Raw genomic sequence first — 19439 nt, forward strand, 5'->3', positions numbered from 1 at the left:
TAACTTTACTTGAAATAACAAAAGCTATGGAAACTCAATTTTTGACCGACGAAAACGGAAATAGAACGGCTGTTGTGTTGCCAATAAAAAAATACAATAAATTGATTGAAAAATTGGAAGATTTAGAAGATGTGCGTCTTTATGATGAAGCCAAAAGAGAGGATGACGGTTATCGTATTTCTATAGACGAAGCTTTTAAAATCATTGAAGAAAAGCGGAAATTAGCGAAGTAATGGCTTATACTATTGAATTTAGAAAAAAAGTTTTGAAAGCTTTAATCAAAATTAATGAGCCTCATTATTCTGCGATTAAAAAGCAAATCTATGATTTAGCAGAAAATCCACGACCACAAGGTTATAGAAAATTGAAAGGAAGAAAAGGATGTAGAATTCGTGTTGGAGATTACAGAATTATATATGAAATTTTTGATGAAATTTTACTAATTGATGTAATCGACTTAGGTCACAGAAAAGATATTTATGAATAAGTTTGCTCGTTGATTTAGTTAACCAAAAATAATCAGAAATTGGGTTTACATTACCATCAAGTTACACCCACGAATATCCGAATTATCAAAACGTCCCAATACCTCAAAAGAGTTGTTGGGATTTTTTTTGCCTAAGTCTTGCGTGGCAATAAAGGAGCAAGAATTAATGTTGGCCAAATCAATCACGTTGATTCCTCCTGTTTTTTCATCAGGAATGTAGGTTAAAGCATCTTCGGTGTCACGAATAAGGATTTGTATCCAAGAAGGGCATTCAAATACGCCATTTCCCAAGGAATACGCTTGCGAAAGCAGCTCGGTCATTCCATACTCAGAATGTATGGCTGAAACGCCAAATCCTTTACACAACTGCTCATGCAATTCTTCGCGAATCATTTCTTTGCGTCTGCCTTTCATGCCGCCCGTTTCCATAATAATAGTATGCTGTAATTGAAACTGGTGATTTTCAATCAGATCTAATAGCGCAAAAGTAACACCAATCAGAATGATATTTTGACCAGCTTGATCTAAAGCGATAAGCTTGGAAATTAGGTCGTCATGATTGTGCAAGTAAAAACCACTTTCGGGATGATTGGAGAGTTCAATTAAATCCTTGACCATATAAATTAATGAGGAACCTTCTCGTTCTAGATAGGATGGAAGCAAGGCCAGAATGGCATAGTCTTCAATATTTCCATAAAATTCAGAAAATCCTTTGCGGTAGCTTTCTTCATATAAAGTAACATCAGTAACCAAATGTTTGCTGGTAATCATTCCGGTTGTTCCGCTACTGGTAAAAGTTTCTTGTATAGGATTAGAATTTGACACCACTTCATGACTCTTAAAAAACTGAATTGGTAAAAAGGGTATTTGTTGTAGCGACTTCACTTTATGAGGATCTGTCTTTAAAAAATCACAAAATTCCTGATATACCTTATTGTTTTCGTATTGGTAGCGAAATACTTTTAAGGCAATTTTTTCAAACTGTTTTTGACTGGAGGTGGTAAATATATCGGAGGATGTAATCAACTATTTTTTTTTGTAAAAGTAATCAAAAAAAATCAGGGAAAACAAAAACAGAATTGCATAAACTTGAATCACGAGATTGATTCTGTAAGAGTAAAAATGCAAAAAGCCCCAATGGGAATGGAGCTTTTTGCATTTATTTTTTAAATTACCGTATAATTAATTTCCTAGTTGCTGAGGCTTCTCTTTCATTGATCTTGATGATGTAAACACCAGAAGAGAGATTAGAAACGTTTAATTCTCTTGAGCTTAGCGTGGTTTGAAGTACTTTTTTGCCTAAAACGTCAAAGATAATTATTTCTTTATCGAGATCGTTTTTTGTGGTAATGTAGACTTTACCATTACTCACGGGGTTCGGGTACAAGCTTAAACCTTCAATAGAAGCGGTTTCTTGCGTTCTTGGTTGTTGCTTATTTTCCTGAGCACTAACGCTAAGGGAAAATAAAAAAACCAATAAAGTAATTGTATAAAAGTAGTTTTTTGCCATCAGATTAGTTTGAATAGTAAATATACAAAATATATTTCAAAAAGCATACCAAAAAAAAACATCCTGATTTCTCAGGATGTTTAGTATCACATATTGTTCAAATTATAGTCCAACAGACCATCCTGCCGACCAAGAAGGAGCATTTACTCCATTTCCTGCTCCAGTTGCCGTACTTATTTCAGAGGCAATAACTAAGGAAGCATCTGCGCTAACTCCACTTGTAGCAGGTGCTACAGCTGTCTTTTTACCTTTAGTTTTAGTAGTTACATCTATAAAATTTATTCCAGTAATTTTAAGACCAGTACCTATTGCATTTAAACTTTCATCATTTTCTACATCAACACCTGTAGCCCAAGAGCTTAATACTACATTAGTAAAAATTCCTTTTGTTCCTCTTCTTAATTTTAAACCTTGATTTTCTGTGTAAATCAGTGATGAAGCTCCACTTCCAGGACCAACTAATGTAAGATTTGTAATTGTTGGGTTAGCAATGGGAGTATTAGCAAAACCTAATTCAAAATTATCTGCTTCAATTCCTCTATTTCCTTTTCCAAATGATATTTTTCCGTACCAGTTTGTGTTGGTACCAGACCAACCTTCAGTCCAGTCATACTGATCGTCTTCATTGCCAAAAGAAATTAAATTAGAAGTGTTAACTGTTCCTCCAAAAAATTCGAAACCATCATCTGCACCTTGGTATGTCTCAACATATTCGAAAGTTGTTCCAGAACCAACTCCAAATAATGAAGCTCCGTTAAATTCTTTTTCACTATTAAAAGCTGCACCAGCATATTCAATTCTTAAATATCTGATAGATCCAGAATTGTCATTGGCTACTGTACCACCATAAGCTAAATCTGCAACTTCAGATTGTGCAGTACTAGCTCCTCCACTTACGCGGTTGATAGGTGCTTTACCACATATTACTAAACCACCCCAGTCTCCTGCTTTTTTAGTAGTTAATCCACTTGTCATTACCACTGGTTTGCTAGCTGTTCCATTTACATTTAGTTTTCCTCCTTGAGCTACTGCAATATAAGATGCTGTTCCGCCTGTACCTTCTATAATTGTTCCTGCAGGAATAGTTAATGTAGCACCGCTATTCACTTGAATTTTTCCAGACAATTTATAGGTTGTTCCAGCGACTAATACAACTTCTCCCTCAGTAATTGTCCCTTGAAAATCAAGAGGATTAATTACAAACGTTGATGAAGGACTATCAGTACCGCTAGTGTCAGTTGTACAACTTGTTACTAGTGTTGCTGAAAGTGTTAAAATTCCTAAAACTTGTAAAATTGATTTTTTCATGATTGTAATATAATTTGTGTTTGTTTAGATTTGTCAAAGGTCAGTTAAGTTTGCTTTGCGGAAGTTAAGGAACTGTGACTGTTTGTTTAAATTAACTCGAGGTTATTGTTAACTTAACGTTTCCATTGTTAAGAGCTTTTTTAATAAAAAAAAAGAGCAGTTGTAGCTGCTCTTTTATATTAGAATTGATAGTTTAAGTTGATGCTAAATAATAGCCCCTTTTTATAGGATAAAACATTTACATCTCCTGTTCTGTTCTCTTGTACTCGATCTATGGTAGGGTCTAAAAGATTTTTTACTACAAAGTCAATTCCTAAATTTTTATTCAATTTAGATTTAGCGATAAAATCTAGTGAACCAAATGATTTATCAACTAGATTTCCCTTGTCATTTGTACCAATAGCATAAACTCTGTCTGAAAAGTAGGTGTAAGCCAAAGTGGTGTTTAGACTTCCTTCTTTATTGTTCCATTCGTTTAATAACGAGATATCTGCGTTCAATAATAAATCAGATGCACCTGTAAATTTACTTTGAGTATCAGTAAAAACCACATTATAATCCGTTTCTTTTATCACTTTTTCAGTACTTAAATCTTGATTGCTGTATAAATAAGAAGCGTTGATACCTGCGGACAATTTTTTAGCGTTATTTTGATCAAAATCAAAAAGTAATTTTCTGTATTCAATCTCTCCACCGGCAACATAACCAAAATCTCCAGTGTTAATAAATGAGATATCATTTGTGGACGAAGCAATAGTTACTTCATTCATAGGGTTAAGTATGTATTTACCAAAAGCAGTTACTGAAATTAATTCTTCGCTTTTTGGAAACATCTCCCATTTTAAGTCAAAATTATAATCATCAGACGCATATAAATTTGGATTTCCTACTTTAACCTCTGTAACATCCTCGTAAACAAATAATGCTCTTTCTTTAAATTGTGGCAACGTATAAGTTTTACTAAATCCAAAACGTAAATTTTGTTTTTCGTTTAGTTCATATTTCATTGTTACACTTGGTAAAAAAGCAATTTTTTCTAATTCATTAAAGCCACCATTTGGATCTAACTGAGTGTTCCAGTCTACTTTTTGAAAAATGTATTCCCCTCTTAATCCTAGAACGGTAGTTAACTTTTTAAATTTATATTCTGTATTCAAAAAACCACCATTTATAAATTGATCCCCATTATAGGTTTGTGGATCTAATGCATTTGGAACTTGAGGTCCACCGCGGAAGGTTGCGATTTCAAAATTACCATTGCTGAAATTTTGTTGGTTGTAAAATAAATCTAAATTATTTGGATCTACAAGTGTTCCACGGAATTCATTGGTTGCTCTAAAATTAAATTGCGACGCTTCAAAATTCCTCGTTTTAAATCTGCCATTGTAGCCAAAAGTTAATTTACCATTGTAGGTGTCGTCGTCTGACTTGTTGAATCTATAATCAAAAGAAATATTTGCAGCAGTTTCATTTTCTGTTAATTTTTGAAAATATCTGTGATTATCAGGAAAAGAAATACTCGATAAAACATAACCACTAGGTTCTTTTCTAAAAATGTTTTGAGTTCGGTCTGGCATATCGCCTTTGATCATGTTGTAAGATGCTCCCCAGTTTAATTTAGAACGTTCCCCCAATTTATGTTCTCCTAACAATTGATTAATGAACAAACTATTTTTTTCATACTTGTTACGTCGAATTAAACCATTACCATCGTTTGCAATATCTATGATAAATCCAGTGTATTCTTCCTTACTCTGAGAAGAATTGTTTATGAAGACCGTATTGAAGTTAATTTTATTATTGCTATTCATTTTATAACCAATATTAGCCATACTAGTAAAATTAGTATTGTAGCTAATTAGAGAGTAAGTATCAAAATTCTTGTTTACTATACCATCACCAGTTACATTTCCTTTTGCTGAACCATCAGATCTAGACGTAAAGTCGCTTCCAAAAGATACAGTAGCAAAAACATTAAGTTTACTTTCTGCTCCTAGGTCGTATGATTTTCCTCCAGAAATTCCAATAGAGCTTCCTAGTGGAGTTTTACTATCTAGTTGCAAAGACCCAAAATTATATTGCGTCAAAGGATTTGCTGGTATTGCAATTGCACTAAAACCAAAACTGCCAGGTCCTTTTTGTAATGAAAAGTTATCTTCACTGATTGCATTCGTATTTACTTTTGAACCAATGTCAACCTTAAGAAAGCCTTTTCCTTTGTAATCTTTAGATACAATGTCTACATTTCCTCCAGCAAAATCACCGTATAATTTACTATTATACACTTTGTCAATAGAAACATATTCCAAGATGTCTGTAGAGAAAATTTCTAAATTGATATTCTTCTTTTCTGGATCATTAGATGGAATTGGTAAACCATTCATGGTGGTAGAGTTGTAGCGATCTCCTAGACCTCTAACAAATATATTTCCAGAACCCTCCTGTTTAGTTATTCCAGTTGTTTTAGTTACTGCTGTTGCTACATCGCTTACTCCTTTACGGGAAAGCTCTTGGGCTCCAATAGTTTGTTTTATTTCGACCGCATTTTTTTGGTCTAATAATAATGCAGTTTCTTTTTGCCTGTTAACGGTAGATCGAACTACCACGTCTTCTAATTTATATCCAGCAGAACCCAGCGCTTTGCTTACCGTTATAGTTTCATTGGCAATCACTGTCACAGGAATCTCTACTGATTCATAACCTACAAAGCTAAGTTGTAATGTATAGCTTCCTGGTAACACTGTTAAAGTGTATTTACCATCAATATCAGTATTAGTTCCTATGCTAGTTCCTTTAAGGAGAACGTTAGCAAAAGGTAAGGACTGATTATTAGCATCTTTGTCTGTTAACGTTCCAGTAATCGTTCCTTTATTTTGTGAAAAAGAAACAGCTGTTAGTAATAACGTGAAAAATAGTAACTTGAATTTCATTTGGTTTTAATTTTTTTGCAAAGTAACGCCTGAAATGCGAAACGGAAGTTATTGATTTGTTATGGTTATGTTTTGTTATGGGTCTTCAAATCACTCCAATATTAAATTACGGTTAACAGCTTTTCAATACCTCATTTATGTTTACATTTACATTGCAAAATAAATTTTTGACGCTTTATGAAGAAAAAAAACACCAAGATTCTATTAGTTGACGATGAGCCGGATATTTTAGAAATTGTAGGGTACAACCTTTCTCAGGAAGGATATCAGATCATTACAGCGGCAAATGGTAAAGAAGCTATAGCCAAAGCCAAAAAGGAAATTCCAGACCTTATTATAATGGATGTCATGATGCCAGAAATGGATGGCATGGAGGCTTGTGAGAACATTCGTAAAATTCCAGAGCTCAGTAATGTACTTATCACTTTCTTGACGGCTAGAAGTGAAGATTATTCTCAAGTAGCTGGTTTTGATGCCGGTGCAGATGATTATATTACAAAACCAATCAAACCTAAATTATTAGTCAGCAAAGTAAAAGCTTTGTTGCGTCGTCTGAAAGAGAAAGAACAAAATAGCGAAACACTGAATGTAGGCGGTATCGAAATTAATCGCGAGGAATACAAAATTGTTAAGGACAATATCGAAATTGCATTGCCTAGAAAAGAATTTGAACTGTTCTATCTATTGGCTTCAAAACCAGGAAAAGTATTCAAACGAGATGAAATTTTAGATAAAGTTTGGGGTAACGAAGTCGTTGTTGGTGGAAGAACGATTGATGTACATATCAGAAAATTGAGAGAAAAAATTGGTGAAGAATTATTCAAGACAATAAAAGGAGTTGGATACAAGTTTGAAGTATAAATGACAATAAATTTTAAAAAAACATACCGCTTTGCCGTGAAGTCGGCACTATACATTACTCTTTTTTCTACAGGATTGGTTAGTTTTCTGACCTATTTGTTTTTCACCTTTTCGTATCGCTTTAGCTTGATTTTTGCATTCGCTATAGCAACATTCTCTTTTATCGTTATTCAATATCGGGTGGAACGGTTCATTTATAAAAAGGTAAAAAAAATATACGATGATGTTTCTTTACTAGAGTCTAGTACTTTTAGAAATCAACCGATAACAACCGATATGGCGACACTTACACGTGAAGTCAAAAAATTTGCCACCGATAAAAAACTGGAAATAGAAACCTTAAAAGTTAGGGAAGAATATAGACGAGAGTTTCTTGGGAACGTTTCTCACGAACTCAAAACACCTCTTTTTATGGTTCAAGGTTATTTGTCAACCTTACTTGATGGGGCGATGAACGATAAAACAATTCGTAAAAAATACTTAGAACGCGCTGAAAAAGGGGTGGAAAGACTCATCTACATTGTACAGGATTTAGATATGATTTCTAAACTTGAAATTGGAGAACTGAATTTAGAAATCGCCGAGTTTGATATTGTTAAACTAATTCAAAATGTTTTTGATTTGTTGGAAATGAAAGCTTCCAAAAAAGATATCCTATTGATGTTTGATATGAAATACAATAAGCCAGTGATCGTGGTCGGCGATCAAGAAAAAATCCAGCAAGCAGTCATGAATCTGATTGTAAATTCGATTAAATACGGAAAAGAAAAAGGATCAACTGAGGTAAGTATCGAAGATTTAACGGATCAAAAAGTGATCATTAGAGTAACCGATAACGGTGAAGGAATAGAGAAAAAAAATATTCCAAGACTTTTTGAACGTTTTTACCGCGTTGATAAAAGCGGCGCAAGAACAGAAGGTGGCTCTGGATTGGGGCTGTCCATCGTAAAGCACATTATTGAGGCACACGATGAAAAAATTTATATTGACAGCACCTTTGGCGTTGGATCTGAATTTTCTTTTACGCTTGAAAAAGCAAAAGACATCAAAAAAATAAACTAGCGTTACCTGTTTTGTATTTTGGAAAACCGTTTCAGACGAATCGGTTTTTTTGTTTTAAAACAGTTAGTTATTTTTCAAAAACTTGAAATAAAACAGGCCATTCAATAGTTGTATGCAATCGAGGCAATCCTTTATATTCTTGGATTTCTTGAATATCCTCCATTTTAAAATCATCTTGATTAGCATAAGGAACCAAGCCTTCTTTCTTTAATTTTTTGGCTAGATACTCTTGTTCGTATTGTCCAGGAGTGGGGATGAAAAAAGCTTTTTTTCTCAGCTGTACAAGATCCATTATAGTAGTGTAACCAGAGCGGCATAAAACCATTTCACTTTCGTTAAAAGCTTGTTCCAGTTCTGTTGAATTCATGAAGTTGTAATAAGCTACATTTTCTTTTACAACAATTTTCTGCTCCGATTCTATATTTCCTTCAATGAAAATTACTGTTCCTTTGAATTGGAGGATTTCTTTTTTTAGATATTTTTCCAATATACCCCGTTGTGGTTCCGGTCCTGAAAGAATAATCAATAAGTCGTATTTTTTTGCGATGAGTTTCTTTTGCAATCGGCTTAATGGACCTATGTATCTTATAGGGAGGTTTAAATGGTCAACATGACCTAATTCTCCACTTAAATTTTGCGAACCTGCAAGGTCTGGAACCCAGCATTCCGCGTATTTTTTTATAACATATTGATGTATTTTACTCGTTAACCACGTAGTGTTTCCTGTCATTACATTCAATTGGTGCGTTATGTAAACGGATGGCACTTTCTTGCTGAAAATGCCTAATCTATTGTCTGAAATAATGCCGTTAATGCCATATTTAGTAATCCAATTTTCAACTATTATTTTTTCTTTTCGAATGGCTTTAATGGTTTTCGAACCGTTTATAAATAACTTCCATTTAAAATTTTTGCCATTTTTAGCATATTCTATCTGGTAGGAGGGAAGTTCTAAGGCTAGTACGTTAGGAAATTCTTTTTTTAGTAATGCTAATGCAATTCCGTCAGATGCAATTATGGGCGTATAATTATTTTCTAACAACGCCTTAATGATAGGAATACATCGGGTAGCGTGACCTAATCCCCAATTTAATGGTGCAATTAGTATGGTTTTTTGGTTTGTTCTTAAATCCATTTGCGATTGATAGGGTTGCTGTTTTTTATTTTAAAGTTAGACAATGAACCCGTTTTATATATTGCTAAGGTATTATCAAACCATTAAGTTACGCTACTAAAAGTAAGCTCTAAGTTGAACGTTTCCGGTGTGAATGGCTTGGCTTGTTTCACTTTTTCGACCTTGGTAATTAAAATTTATATCTAAAAATTGTGTAATGTTTTTTTGTAAAAGCAATCTCCATGTCAAGTTTTGTCCCGTTTGTAATCCCTCTAGCATTTGAAATCCAACAGCAGAGAATTCATTTCCTTCAAATTTATTTTGGTAAAAAGAAACCTCCCCGTTCATTGTGAATTTTTTAGTTCCTGCATACGAAAAAGCAGTTCCAAAACGGTTTTGCAACAGTGTTTCTGACACGCCAATCTGATTTTCTTTTCTTTGCAGTTCATAAAAAAGATCCCAACTGGTACTTTTGGAAAACAAATAACTGATTTTTGGAGCCAATTGATAGCCGTTGATATCAAAGTTTTTCTCGGGGAAATTCTCCGATTGAATTGTGGTGTGAATGGTTTTAGCAAAAAAACCAAAAAGCCAGCTTTTTTGATACAAATGATTGTACTGCAATTGATGCGAATTGTTTGCGGCTTCTTGCGAACCGATGGATAATAAGTTTTTAGTTTTGTTTGCGAAGTAGGAATAAGTTGTCGAGTGTTTTTGCTTCCCTCGGTTGTAAAACAAACTGTTTCGTAAACTCGAGTTTAATCCCAACACGTTCTCCTCAGATCCACTAAAGGGATTTAATTCAAAATTAGCACCTTCATTTCTATTTTTTCTGTCGATTATAAAGGCTGTCTGATTATAAAGATAGGAGAGTAACTTTTTCAATCCTTTTTCGTTTTGCCATTGATTTGGATTTAAGGTTAGGGATTGTGAGAACTTATTTTGATGTGTTTTTATATAAATCCTATTGGGTAAAAATACGCGAATGAATTTTGCCTGATCGATAAACGGCGCAATTTCAAACTCCTGTAACTCCTGAATCCTATTGCCGTTATAATCATTCCAAGTATAAACGCCTTGTCCCGCGGAAACTTCCAGATACGTAAATTCTTGTTGCGGAATGCTTCCTGAATTCGTTTCATAAACCGTTGTGCTTTGTATTAATTGATTGAAAAAACGATCCGTGTACACTATTCTGGAGTTTAGTGTAGGTTCTTTTTTTCGTGTTGCATCTACAAAAGCCAAAACTCTATAATTGGCATAAATGGATAAATCACTTTTATTAGTTTGAATCAATTTGGATTTTAGCAATAGCGTATGTGAGGAATTTACACGCTGAATTAAGCCATTCTGTAAGCTGTCATTGGTCCTTCTAAGATAGCCCAATTCCAAAAAAACCTTGGTACTATCGCCACGTCCAGCGTACAGACCATACTCTGTGAATTTTTGGCTCAAGGCCGAAAATTGATTTGTTGTTTTATCTTTTTCTTGATTATTCTCTAATCGCAAAGTGGATCCAACCCAGTTTTTATCAAAATGAAATCGCAGTTGAGACTGGTTTCTTAAAAATTGGGATGCTAAAAGGCTAGCGTCACTTTTAAGATAGCTTCCTTGATTTTGAAAGGTCCAATTTTTCACTTGAAATAATCCATTTAAAACGTGCCTACTACTCGAAAAATTTTCAGAAAAATCTAGTTTTTCAAACTGATAGACAAGCAGTCCTTTGTCCGTAGATTTTGGTTTTGGATTTAAATCCAATTGCAATCCGGTAACGAGTAAACTTTGATTTCCAATGGCAGTTGTTCCTAAGTTCCAATCCCGATCAAATTCTATGTTGTAAATTCGTTCCACGGACCTAAATTCGCTCTGGATAAATTGATAATTAGCGAAAGCATCCATTTGCCATCTCTTAGAAAAAATGCGTTGCTTGGCATTTATTTTTCCGGCTAAGCCTTTATTATTTGCATCGTCAATACCCGAAAATAAATTTTTATCATTGTTGCTAATCCCAATTTCAAAGTCAACAGCTGTTTTTTCAGTAGGTTTATATTTTCCTAAAAACGTTGCTACTTGTACTTTCGTGGGTGTAATCAGTTGGATTATTGGTTCGTAATTTCCTTGAGGAATCCCGTTTATAGGAGCAATGAATTCATAAACTCGGGTTATTGTAGCTGCATTAGACAGGACGTAATTTCCATTATTTGAGCCTACAAGAGTAAAACGCACATTAAATAATTCCTGTTGTGGGTCATTTGAATATTCGAAAATTTCAGTAGCATTGCTTATTGTTTTTTGATAGAGCACTTTATTTTCAGAGTACGTGTCGGAATACGCAGAAGGCGCAGTCATTAAAGTAGAATTATCTCCGGCATTGACTAATATTTGGGCTTGTTCAGGAGAAAGGTTTTGTTGTAATGGTTGGTTTTTTAAATCGTTTTCTGAATACAAATAGCCACCAAAACTCCATTTTTTGTTTTCATGGGTAGCACCGGCATAGGTTACAAAACGCGTGTAATTCCTGTCGGAATATTGGTATTCGATAGCAATTCGCATTTCTGACGTGATCGTAAAAAGCGGTGTAAATACTATTTCGCCGGCATTGTAATCTATGGTGTAGTCATTGTTTTCACCTCTTTTTAATAAAATTCCGTTGACAAAAACCCGCTCTGAACCGGAAACGACTAAAACGTACAATTCGCCATTTTGTCCTTTTAATTTGTACGGACCTTGATTGCCTTCCTGTCCTACAATATTACTTTTGGCATATTGTCCGCGTACTAATGCTGCTGATGCAAACACATTCGTTTTATTTGCTGCGGTTCCAAAGTTGAAGTTTGTGGCTAAGCCTTGGACTTTTTTATTGAAATTTAGGAATTGCGTTTTATTATTTTCTAGAAAAATATCACCAGCACGTATGTTCCATTCGTCGCTGAATAATTCCATAAAAATATTGTCAAACTGATCTAATTTTTGAGAGTAGCCTCCGTCTTGCAGCGGAATATTGCTGTCTTGGATTGAGGCTCTCAAACTCACTTTTTCTGAAATTTTTCCTGTGATTTGCAAATCCAGATTAGAGTTCAAAACAGCATTTTGATTGTTTCCTACAGTCACACCTCGTGTAATACTCCCCGAAGTATTCAATCCGTCAAAAGGAATATTCTTTTTCGTGTTTTTGTTGTCTATAACATATAAATCGCCTAATCCAGCTTCATTACTCACCACTTTGCTGGGTTCGTATATTCGGTATTCTTTAGTCAATAACTCCGGAAATTTTAAATACTGTAAGGTGAGGGAATCCGAGTTGAAAATGCTGTTTTCTTTTAAAAGTAAAGTTCCTTTAGCAAAATTTACTATAAATAAAGTACTGTCAATGCGTTTGCCATTGGCGTCAAGCAATTTGAAAAAACTAGAATTAATACTTTCATTTTCAATGTGAATGGTGTCGCGTTTAGGAAAGATTTTTTTGGTTTTGTACAACGAATTGGCTTGCTGTGCGTGAAGCCCAGAAAAACAACTGATTAGAATCCAAAAAAGTAATTTTTTCAACATAAATACTATAACTCGAAAGTATCAAAAGTAGTATTTATAATTTGATAATCAGAATATGTATTTCTCTGAAAATTTGGATTTTAATGAAGTCATAAAATCCCTTTTTCGGGTCTTTTTTTGGACTTAAAAAAATAACGGACATCAAAATTTTATTTTGATGCCCGTTATTAAAAGTGGTACCGCATGTTTAAACCTCTTTGGTCACGACTTGCATGGTTTCCCGACTGACTTGCTTCAGCAAAACCACTTTGTCTTTCTCTACTGTTTGTGATGCTGAATCATTGAAATGCCTAATCGTGTATAACGTCACATTTTCATTGTATTCTACTTTGAATTTTTTAGATAAAATGGCATTTAGTGTTTTGAAATTGTCGAATTTATCCTCAACACAGACAGAGAAACTAATAGCTGAATTCTGGATTAAGTTTACCTTTAATTTAAATTGGTGAAACAAAGCAAAAATTTCGCTGATGTTTTCTTCCATGATAAAGGAGAAATCTATAGAAGATAGCGAAATCAAAAGTTGGTTCCTTTTGACAATAAAACAAGGTAAATAAGGTTCTAAATCAACGCCTTTAGATACACTAGTTCCTTTTAATAAAGGATTTATAAAGGACTTTACAAACAAAGGAATTTCCTTTTTTTGTAGCGGCTGTAACGTTTTTGGGTGAATAACAGTTGCGCCATAGAACGCTAATTCAATGGCTTCGCGGTACGAAATTTGATTTAATAGACTTGTATTTTCAAAATATCTTGGATCGGCATTCATTACTCCAGGAACATCTTTCCAGATGGTTACGCTTTCCGCATTCAAGCAATAGGCAAAAATTGCCGCAGTATAATCAGATCCTTCCCGACCTAAAGTAGTTGTAAAATTATTCTCGTCTGAACCCAAGAAACCTTGTGTAATATTCAGTATTTTACGTTTTACGTTTTTGGCAATATTCTTTTGTGTTAATTCCCAATCTACTTCGGCATCTCTGTAATTGGCATCCGTTTTTATAAAATTACGAACATCCAGCCATTGCGTTTTAATGCCCATGAAATTCATAAAGTGGCTTAGGATAGTCGTCGAAATTAACTCGCCATAACTAACAATTTGGTCGTAAACAAAATTATAATTTGGAGATTTATTATGGGCCAAGAAATATTCCAAATCAGCAAATTGGGTGTTTACTGCTGTAAAAACTTGATTTTTATCGTCTTCAAATAAATCCAACAAAATTTGATTGTGGTATTTTTTTACTTCCTGAACCGATGAATTTAACTCAGCCGATTTATCGAAATAATTTTTAATTACCAGTTCCAATGCATTCGTCGTTTTTCCCATAGCAGAAACCACGAGTAGGACTTCTTCATAACCTACTTTTTGAAGAACGTCATATACGTTTTTAATTCCTTCGGCATCTTTTACGGAAGCGCCACCAAATTTGAATACTCTCATACTAATAAAAATTCCATTATTTTGAACTCTCTAACCTAACTTTCAAGTAGGCTTAGAAATTTATTTTCTTATTTTATTTTCAACAAAATTGTTGATTCCTGCTTCATCCATTTGTACCACGTACCAATCCCGAAGAACCTTAGCTCCAGATTTCTCATAAAATTCAATTGCAGGAGTATTCCAGTCTAACACGTTCCATTCTACTCGCCGCACCTGATCCTTCTTGCCTTGTTTTATGATTTCAGAATATAGAGCATAGCCTAATCCGGTGCCGCGCATTGTTTCTTTAACTACTAAATCTTCTAAGTGTATTGTTTTTCCTTTCCAAGTTGAAAAGCGGTAGTAATACAATGCAATACCTACTATTTGCTTTGCTTCTGGATTAGCGCTCGAGTCATTTTCGATTTCTGCTACAAAAACATGAAAGAGTGGAACTGGGCCAAAACCATCGCGAATTAAATCGTCCACAGTTACAAGAACGGCATCTGGTTCTTTTTCAAATACAGCTAATTCTTGGATCAGACCCAAAACCGCCGCCATATCATTGGGAGTACCTTTTCTAATATTCATGTGTGGTATGTATTTGTAATGTTAAGAAATTCGCAGTTTTCAGCATGGTTCGTGGTCAACTTTATAAAGGTTGATTTCATAATATTTTATTTTATTGATTCGAAAATGCAATAAAACTACACTGATACATATTAAATTTATGTTTTATTCAGCAAATATACAATAGTGATAAACTAAGTTCATATTATTCAAATCATTTTCACAAAAAAAACGATATTTGTGACTTCAAATTAACTACATCGATTTCGTAATGGAAGAACGCAACAAAACACTAGGAGAATTTATAATTGAAAATCAAAATGCCTTTCAGTATTCGTCAGGCGAATTATCCCGAATCATTAACTCCATCCGTTTGGCTGCCAAAGTGGTGAACTACAAAGTAAATAAAGCGGGTCTGGTAGATATTGTTGGAGCAGCTGGGGAACAAAATATTCAAGGCGAAGATCAGCAAAAACTCGATGTTTACGCTAACGAAGTTTTTATCCAAACGTTAATCAACCGGGAAATAGTATGTGGCATTGCTTCTGAAGAAAATGATGATTTTATCACTGTAGAAGGAAGTGATAACAGTCATAATAACAAATACGTCGTGTTAATGGATCCACTTGATGGGTCATCTAACATTGATGTAAATGTTTCTGTCGGAACAATATTTTCAGTGTATAGGAGAATCACTCCAATAGGTACTCCGGTGACAATGGAAGATTTTTTACAACCGGGAATCAATCAAGTAGCTGCAGGATATGTGATTTACGGGACTTCAACGATGTTAGTTTACACCACAGGACATGGAGTCAATGGATTTACGCTGAATCCAGCTATTGGAACCTTTTATTTGTCGCATCCAAAAATGCATTTCCCAACAGACGGACATATTTATTCAATCAACGAGGGGAATTATGTTCATTTTCCACAAGGAGTTAAAGATTATATCAAATATTGTCAACTTGAAGAAGGGGACAGACCTTATACTTCTCGATACATTGGTAGTTTAGTTTCTGATTTTCATCGAAATATGATCAAAGGAGGGATTTATTTATATCCAACAAGTTCTAAAGCACCAAAGGGGAAATTAAGACTTTTGTATGAATGTAATCCGTTAGCCTTTATCGTGGAGCAAGCAGGTGGGAAAGCATCAGATGGATTTGATAGAATAATGGAAATTGAACCAACAGAACTGCATCAACGGGTACCTTTTTTCTGTGGAAGCTATAATATGGTAGAAAAAGCGGAAGAATTTATGCATAAAGCAAAACTAAGCAAATACTAAAAAGCAAAAAGCTTCCGCCATGGCGGAAGCTTTTTTTTATCACTTTTACTATTTATTCATGCTTTGCATTTCAAAAATAAAAGTATCTAAATCTACTTCTTTATCTACTAATTTAAGAGCTTTATCTACAATGTACTGTATGTTGTCAGCATTAAATCCTATACCTACACCAATTTTTCTAAGGAGTAACTCCTGTTTGTCACCTAAATGATGATCAACATGAACAATTCGTGCTAAATCATACAAACGCTCTATTCTTTGCTCGTACAAATAGGGAGGGTTGATTGGATATTTTAAAGGATTTTCAAGGATTTCCTCATATTCTGCTGGAGAAATTTCTAATCGAACTGCCAGTTTGTCTAAAAATGCTTTTTCCTCTGGAGAAAACTTCTCGTCAGTAAGTGCTACACGGACAATTGATGAAAAATGGCCTCTATTTCTTTGCTTAAATTCGCTATCAAATAAATCTGAAAATGACATAATTATTGGTTTTATATCCTACAAAGATAAATCTATTTTTAAATTATTGATTTTAATTTTTTTAATTTTTTTCTTTTGCTAAGTTCTCTTCAGAATTCTATTTATTTAAATATTCAAAGGATACTTTTTCAAAATTAATCGTAAGTTTACAACCCCTTTATCAACCTAATATTTTACCGATGTCAGAATTTTGGATTTACTTTCAAATAGGATTAAAACACGTTTTAGATATTCATGCTTATGATCATGTTTTATTTTTAATAGCGCTTGCAGTTCCATTCTCTTTCAAGGATTGGAAACGCGTGGTTCTTTTGGTAACCCTTTTTACTGTTGGTCATACAATGGCGTTGCTGCTCTCCGTTTTTGGCATAATTGCTATAAAAGTAAACGTTGTCGAGTTGTTAATTCCAATAACAATTTTAATAACAGCGCTATTTAATCTTTTTACGGCAGGAAAAACCAATAAAAAAGAAAGTATCAATCTAGTGTTTTTTATCACGCTTTTCTTTGGGATAATTCATGGTTTGGGGTTTTCAAATTACTTCAAATCAATTCTAGGAGGGAGCGCGACCTCTAAAGTGTTGCCTTTAGGCGAATTTGCTTTAGGGATTGAGGCGGCTCAGATTGTAGTCGTTTTTGTCGTTTTAATACTGTCGTATATCGTTCAAACCGTTTTTCGATTTTCGAAACGCGATTGGACTCTCGTCATGTCAGCGTTTATAATAGGAATAGTGATACCAATGATTGTGGAAAGTGAAATCTGGAAGAGATAGAAATGAACGAAAAAAAATTAAATAAATACGATAAAGCCTACCTCAGAATAGCTAAGGAATGGAGTCTTCTATCTTATTGTAAACGCAAACAAGTTGGCGCAATTATTGTGCGTGATCGTATGATTATTTCTGATGGTTATAACGGAACCCCTACTGGTTTTGAAAATTGTTGTGAGGATCAAGAAGGATTAACCCGTTGGGATGTTTTACACGCCGAGGCAAATGCAATATTAAAAGTAGCCCGTTCTACACAATCCTGTGAAGGAGCTACCTTATATATTACGCTTTCACCTTGCAAGGAATGTAGTAAATTGATTCACCAATCCGGAATAAGAAGAGTAGTGTATCATAACGGATATCGGGATGATTCCGGAATTCAGTTCTTGATAAAAGCGGGAGTTGAGGTAGAGCACATTCCAGTATTAGAAGAATAAAGAGAAAGTAAGTTCTATAAAGAGAGACATGGCTGTCTTTCATTAAAAATTAATTGGATCTTCAAATGAAATTTAAAGCTACATATTTACCCATTCTTGTTTTCTCCACATTTGCCTTGGGCATTGTATTAGGTGGAGTATTGAATTTTCCTAGTACAGCGGATTACCTAGTCAAAAACAATTCGAAAAGCAAGCTCAATAAACTCATTGATTTCATTGATAACGAATATGTTGATGATGTCAATACAGATTCTATTGTAAATCTAACGGTCGATAATATTCTGGCAAAACTTGATCCGCATTCCGTTTACATACCACCTAGTGAACAGCTGGAAGTGGCAGAGAGTATGAAAGGTAATTTTGTGGGTATTGGCGTGAATTTTTACATGTATAAAGATTCTGTTGCAGTAATAAAACCAGTAGCTGACGGACCTTCGGCAAAAGCAGGAATACAATCCGGAGATCGAATTTTGTATGCGGATAAAACTAAATTATTTGGTCGAAAATTGCCTACTGATAGCTTGTATGCTAAATTGAAAGGATCAGTAGGTTCTGATATTGAGCTTACTATTTACAGAAAATCAGAGCGTAAAAAATTGAAAGTAAGAATTAAAAGAGATGTTATTCCTATAAAGAGTGTCGATGTTGCTTTACTTTTAAATAAAACTACAGGATATATAAAGATCAATAGATTTGCCGAAACCACCTACAGCGAGTTTATGATAGGTTTAGGAAAACTCAAAGCACAGGGGGCGAAAACATTAGTTATTGATGTTAGGGATAATGGTGGAGGCTATATGGAAGAAGCTATAGCAATCGCTGATGAACTATTACCAAACCAACAACTCATTGTTTTTACCAAAAGCAAAAATGGGACTATTGACAAAACATTCGCAACTGCGAAAGGGAATTTTGAGAAAGGGAATGTCTTTATTTTAATCAACGAAAATAGTGCATCAGCTAGTGAAATTCTAGCGGGTGCGATTCAGGATAATGACAGGGGAACTATTGTAGGACGCCGTTCATTTGGAAAAGGATTGGTGCAGCGAGAAATGAATTTTGCGGATGGTTCCGCAGTCCGCTTGACCATTGCAAGATATTACACACCCACAGGTCGCTCGATTCAAAAACCATATTCTAAGGGAAATGAAGCTTATTTTAAAGAATCAGAAGCGCGTTTTGAAAATGGAGAATTATTTGAAAAAGACAGTATAAAAGTCTCAGATACAATAAAATTTAGGACAAAAAAAGGTAAATTAGTATATGGCGGAGGCGGTATTGTACCCGATGTTTTTGTTCCTCTTGAAGTAGAACATGGAAATGAAAGTACGGCCTATTTACTGCAATCTGGAATCGTGGGTAATTTTGTATTCGAGCAATTGGATAAAAATAGAGGTGCTTTTAAAGGCTTATCTTTTGATCAGTTTCAAACTCAAATGAAGGGTACTGATGTATATTTCAACGCGTTTCAGAAGTTTATTTTTGGCAATGGATTAGATTTGAATTTTGGAAAAAGCAAATCGTTGGTTAAACGCTATTTAACGGCTGAGTTTGCCCGACAATTATATGGTGAAAGCTATTATTATGAAATTGTTTTGACAGAAGACGCCATGGTAAAAAGAATTTTAAAGCAGAAATAAAATAGAA

General features: G+C 34.3%; 17 protein-coding genes. 8 read left to right on the forward strand and 9 right to left on the reverse strand.

Annotated features, from left to right (window positions below; genetic code table 11):
• The first annotated feature begins 26 nt into the window (after window positions 1-26).
• Together IWX83_RS00140 and IWX83_RS00145 are read left to right on the forward strand one after the other, a co-directional pair.
• Window positions 27-233 carry a hypothetical protein gene (locus IWX83_RS00140; RefSeq protein ID WP_073352567.1) on the forward strand — a complete coding sequence of 69 codons (207 nt, stop codon included), beginning with the start codon at window positions 27-29 and terminating at the stop codon, window positions 231-233.
• Window positions 233-487, forward strand: coding sequence for a type II toxin-antitoxin system RelE/ParE family toxin (locus IWX83_RS00145; RefSeq protein ID WP_073352564.1), 255 nt, complete (start codon window positions 233-235; stop codon window positions 485-487). The genes IWX83_RS00140 and IWX83_RS00145 overlap by 1 nt, the downstream gene beginning before the upstream one ends.
• Before the next feature lie 45 nt (window positions 488-532).
• Here the strand turns inward: IWX83_RS00145 and IWX83_RS00150 are convergent, their stop codons facing one another.
• The 4 genes from IWX83_RS00150 to IWX83_RS00165 form a co-directional block, all read right to left on the reverse strand.
• The gene (locus tag IWX83_RS00150; RefSeq protein WP_196826835.1) at window positions 533-1513 is read right to left on the reverse strand and encodes an acyl transferase; all 981 of its coding nucleotides are present in this window, start codon (window positions 1511-1513) and stop codon (window positions 533-535) included.
• Window positions 1514-1658: 145 nt separating this feature from the next.
• Window positions 1659-1997, reverse strand: coding sequence for a T9SS type A sorting domain-containing protein (locus IWX83_RS00155; protein WP_073352558.1), 339 nt, complete (start codon window positions 1995-1997; stop codon window positions 1659-1661).
• Between the two features lie 102 nt (window positions 1998-2099).
• A complete protein-coding gene (locus IWX83_RS00160) occupies window positions 2100-3305 on the reverse strand; it encodes a hypothetical protein (RefSeq protein ID WP_196826837.1) in 1206 nt (401 codons plus the stop codon).
• A gap of 179 nt (window positions 3306-3484) precedes the next feature.
• Complete coding sequence (locus IWX83_RS00165; RefSeq protein ID WP_196826838.1) at window positions 3485-6235, reverse strand: TonB-dependent receptor; 2751 nt, start codon at window positions 6233-6235, stop codon at window positions 3485-3487.
• 177 nt (window positions 6236-6412) lie between these two features.
• Between IWX83_RS00165 and IWX83_RS00170 the strand changes: the two genes are divergently transcribed.
• Both IWX83_RS00170 and IWX83_RS00175 read left to right on the forward strand, forming a co-directional pair.
• Window positions 6413-7096 (forward strand): response regulator transcription factor, encoded by a 684-nt coding sequence (locus IWX83_RS00170; protein ID WP_073352552.1) that lies wholly within the window; start codon window positions 6413-6415, stop codon window positions 7094-7096.
• Window positions 7097-8158 (forward strand): cell wall metabolism sensor histidine kinase WalK, encoded by a 1062-nt coding sequence (locus tag IWX83_RS00175; RefSeq protein ID WP_196826840.1) that lies wholly within the window; start codon window positions 7097-7099, stop codon window positions 8156-8158.
• A 67-nt stretch (window positions 8159-8225) separates the two neighbouring features.
• Here IWX83_RS00175 and IWX83_RS00180 read toward each other — a convergent pair whose 3' ends face one another.
• The 4 genes from IWX83_RS00180 to IWX83_RS00195 form a co-directional block, all read right to left on the reverse strand.
• Entirely contained in the window at window positions 8226-9293 is a 1068-nt protein-coding gene (locus IWX83_RS00180; protein WP_196826842.1) for a glycosyltransferase, read from the reverse strand.
• Between the two features lie 96 nt (window positions 9294-9389).
• Complete coding sequence (locus tag IWX83_RS00185; protein ID WP_196826844.1) at window positions 9390-12821, reverse strand: hypothetical protein; 3432 nt, start codon at window positions 12819-12821, stop codon at window positions 9390-9392.
• Window positions 12822-13008: 187 nt separating this feature from the next.
• Complete coding sequence (locus tag IWX83_RS00190) at window positions 13009-14265, reverse strand: aspartate kinase (RefSeq protein WP_196826846.1); 1257 nt, start codon at window positions 14263-14265, stop codon at window positions 13009-13011.
• 60 nt (window positions 14266-14325) lie between these two features.
• The gene (locus IWX83_RS00195; protein WP_073352543.1) at window positions 14326-14835 is read right to left on the reverse strand and encodes a GNAT family N-acetyltransferase; all 510 of its coding nucleotides are present in this window, start codon (window positions 14833-14835) and stop codon (window positions 14326-14328) included.
• Window positions 14836-15085: 250 nt separating this feature from the next.
• On the opposite strand from IWX83_RS00195, the gene fbp reads away from it, so the two are divergent.
• On the forward strand, window positions 15086-16105 hold the full coding sequence (gene fbp / locus IWX83_RS00200) for a class 1 fructose-bisphosphatase (protein ID WP_073352540.1): 1020 nt from the start codon (window positions 15086-15088) through the stop codon (window positions 16103-16105).
• Between the two features lie 48 nt (window positions 16106-16153).
• Here the strand turns inward: fbp and IWX83_RS00205 are convergent, their stop codons facing one another.
• Window positions 16154-16585, reverse strand: coding sequence for a TerB family tellurite resistance protein (locus tag IWX83_RS00205; protein ID WP_073352539.1), 432 nt, complete (start codon window positions 16583-16585; stop codon window positions 16154-16156).
• Between the two features lie 179 nt (window positions 16586-16764).
• Between IWX83_RS00205 and IWX83_RS00210 the strand changes: the two genes are divergently transcribed.
• From IWX83_RS00210 to IWX83_RS00220, 3 genes are all read left to right on the forward strand, one after another.
• Window positions 16765-17358 carry a HupE/UreJ family protein gene (locus IWX83_RS00210; RefSeq protein WP_073352537.1) on the forward strand — a complete coding sequence of 198 codons (594 nt, stop codon included), beginning with the start codon at window positions 16765-16767 and terminating at the stop codon, window positions 17356-17358.
• 2 nt (window positions 17359-17360) lie between these two features.
• Window positions 17361-17792, forward strand: coding sequence for a dCMP deaminase family protein (locus IWX83_RS00215; protein ID WP_066080703.1), 432 nt, complete (start codon window positions 17361-17363; stop codon window positions 17790-17792).
• A 65-nt stretch (window positions 17793-17857) separates the two neighbouring features.
• The gene (locus IWX83_RS00220; protein WP_196826848.1) at window positions 17858-19432 is read left to right on the forward strand and encodes a S41 family peptidase; all 1575 of its coding nucleotides are present in this window, start codon (window positions 17858-17860) and stop codon (window positions 19430-19432) included.
• The last annotated feature ends 7 nt before the right edge of the window (window positions 19433-19439 follow it).

It is taken from the genome of Flavobacterium sp. CG_9.1 (assembly GCF_015751645.1).
Classification (GTDB): Bacteria; Bacteroidota; Bacteroidia; order Flavobacteriales; family Flavobacteriaceae; genus Flavobacterium; species Flavobacterium xanthum.

Bases quoted from the DNA above. Each gene is read 5' to 3' on its own strand.
- IWX83_RS00190 (WP_196826846.1), bottom strand. From the start codon at position 14,265: ATGAGAGTATTCAAATTTGGTGGCGCTTCCGTAAAAGATGCCGAAGGA.
- fbp (WP_073352540.1), top strand. From the start codon at position 15,086: ATGGAAGAACGCAACAAAACACTAGGAGAATTTATAATTGAAAATCAA.
- IWX83_RS00215 (WP_066080703.1), top strand. From the start codon at position 17,361: ATGAACGAAAAAAAATTAAATAAATACGATAAAGCCTACCTCAGAATA.
- IWX83_RS00145 (WP_073352564.1), top strand. From the start codon at position 233: ATGGCTTATACTATTGAATTTAGAAAAAAAGTTTTGAAAGCTTTAATC.
- IWX83_RS00140 (WP_073352567.1), top strand. From the start codon at position 27: ATGGAAACTCAATTTTTGACCGACGAAAACGGAAATAGAACGGCTGTT.
- IWX83_RS00155 (WP_073352558.1), bottom strand. From the start codon at position 1,997: ATGGCAAAAAACTACTTTTATACAATTACTTTATTGGTTTTTTTATTT.
- IWX83_RS00175 (WP_196826840.1), top strand. From the start codon at position 7,097: ATGACAATAAATTTTAAAAAAACATACCGCTTTGCCGTGAAGTCGGCA.
- IWX83_RS00160 (WP_196826837.1), bottom strand. From the start codon at position 3,305: ATGAAAAAATCAATTTTACAAGTTTTAGGAATTTTAACACTTTCAGCA.
- IWX83_RS00165 (WP_196826838.1), bottom strand. From the start codon at position 6,235: ATGAAATTCAAGTTACTATTTTTCACGTTATTACTAACAGCTGTTTCT.
- IWX83_RS00210 (WP_073352537.1), top strand. From the start codon at position 16,765: ATGTCAGAATTTTGGATTTACTTTCAAATAGGATTAAAACACGTTTTA.
- IWX83_RS00170 (WP_073352552.1), top strand. From the start codon at position 6,413: ATGAAGAAAAAAAACACCAAGATTCTATTAGTTGACGATGAGCCGGAT.
- IWX83_RS00220 (WP_196826848.1), top strand. From the start codon at position 17,858: ATGAAATTTAAAGCTACATATTTACCCATTCTTGTTTTCTCCACATTT.
- IWX83_RS00205 (WP_073352539.1), bottom strand. From the start codon at position 16,585: ATGTCATTTTCAGATTTATTTGATAGCGAATTTAAGCAAAGAAATAGA.
- IWX83_RS00185 (WP_196826844.1), bottom strand. From the start codon at position 12,821: ATGTTGAAAAAATTACTTTTTTGGATTCTAATCAGTTGTTTTTCTGGG.
- IWX83_RS00180 (WP_196826842.1), bottom strand. From the start codon at position 9,293: ATGGATTTAAGAACAAACCAAAAAACCATACTAATTGCACCATTAAAT.
- IWX83_RS00195 (WP_073352543.1), bottom strand. From the start codon at position 14,835: ATGAATATTAGAAAAGGTACTCCCAATGATATGGCGGCGGTTTTGGGT.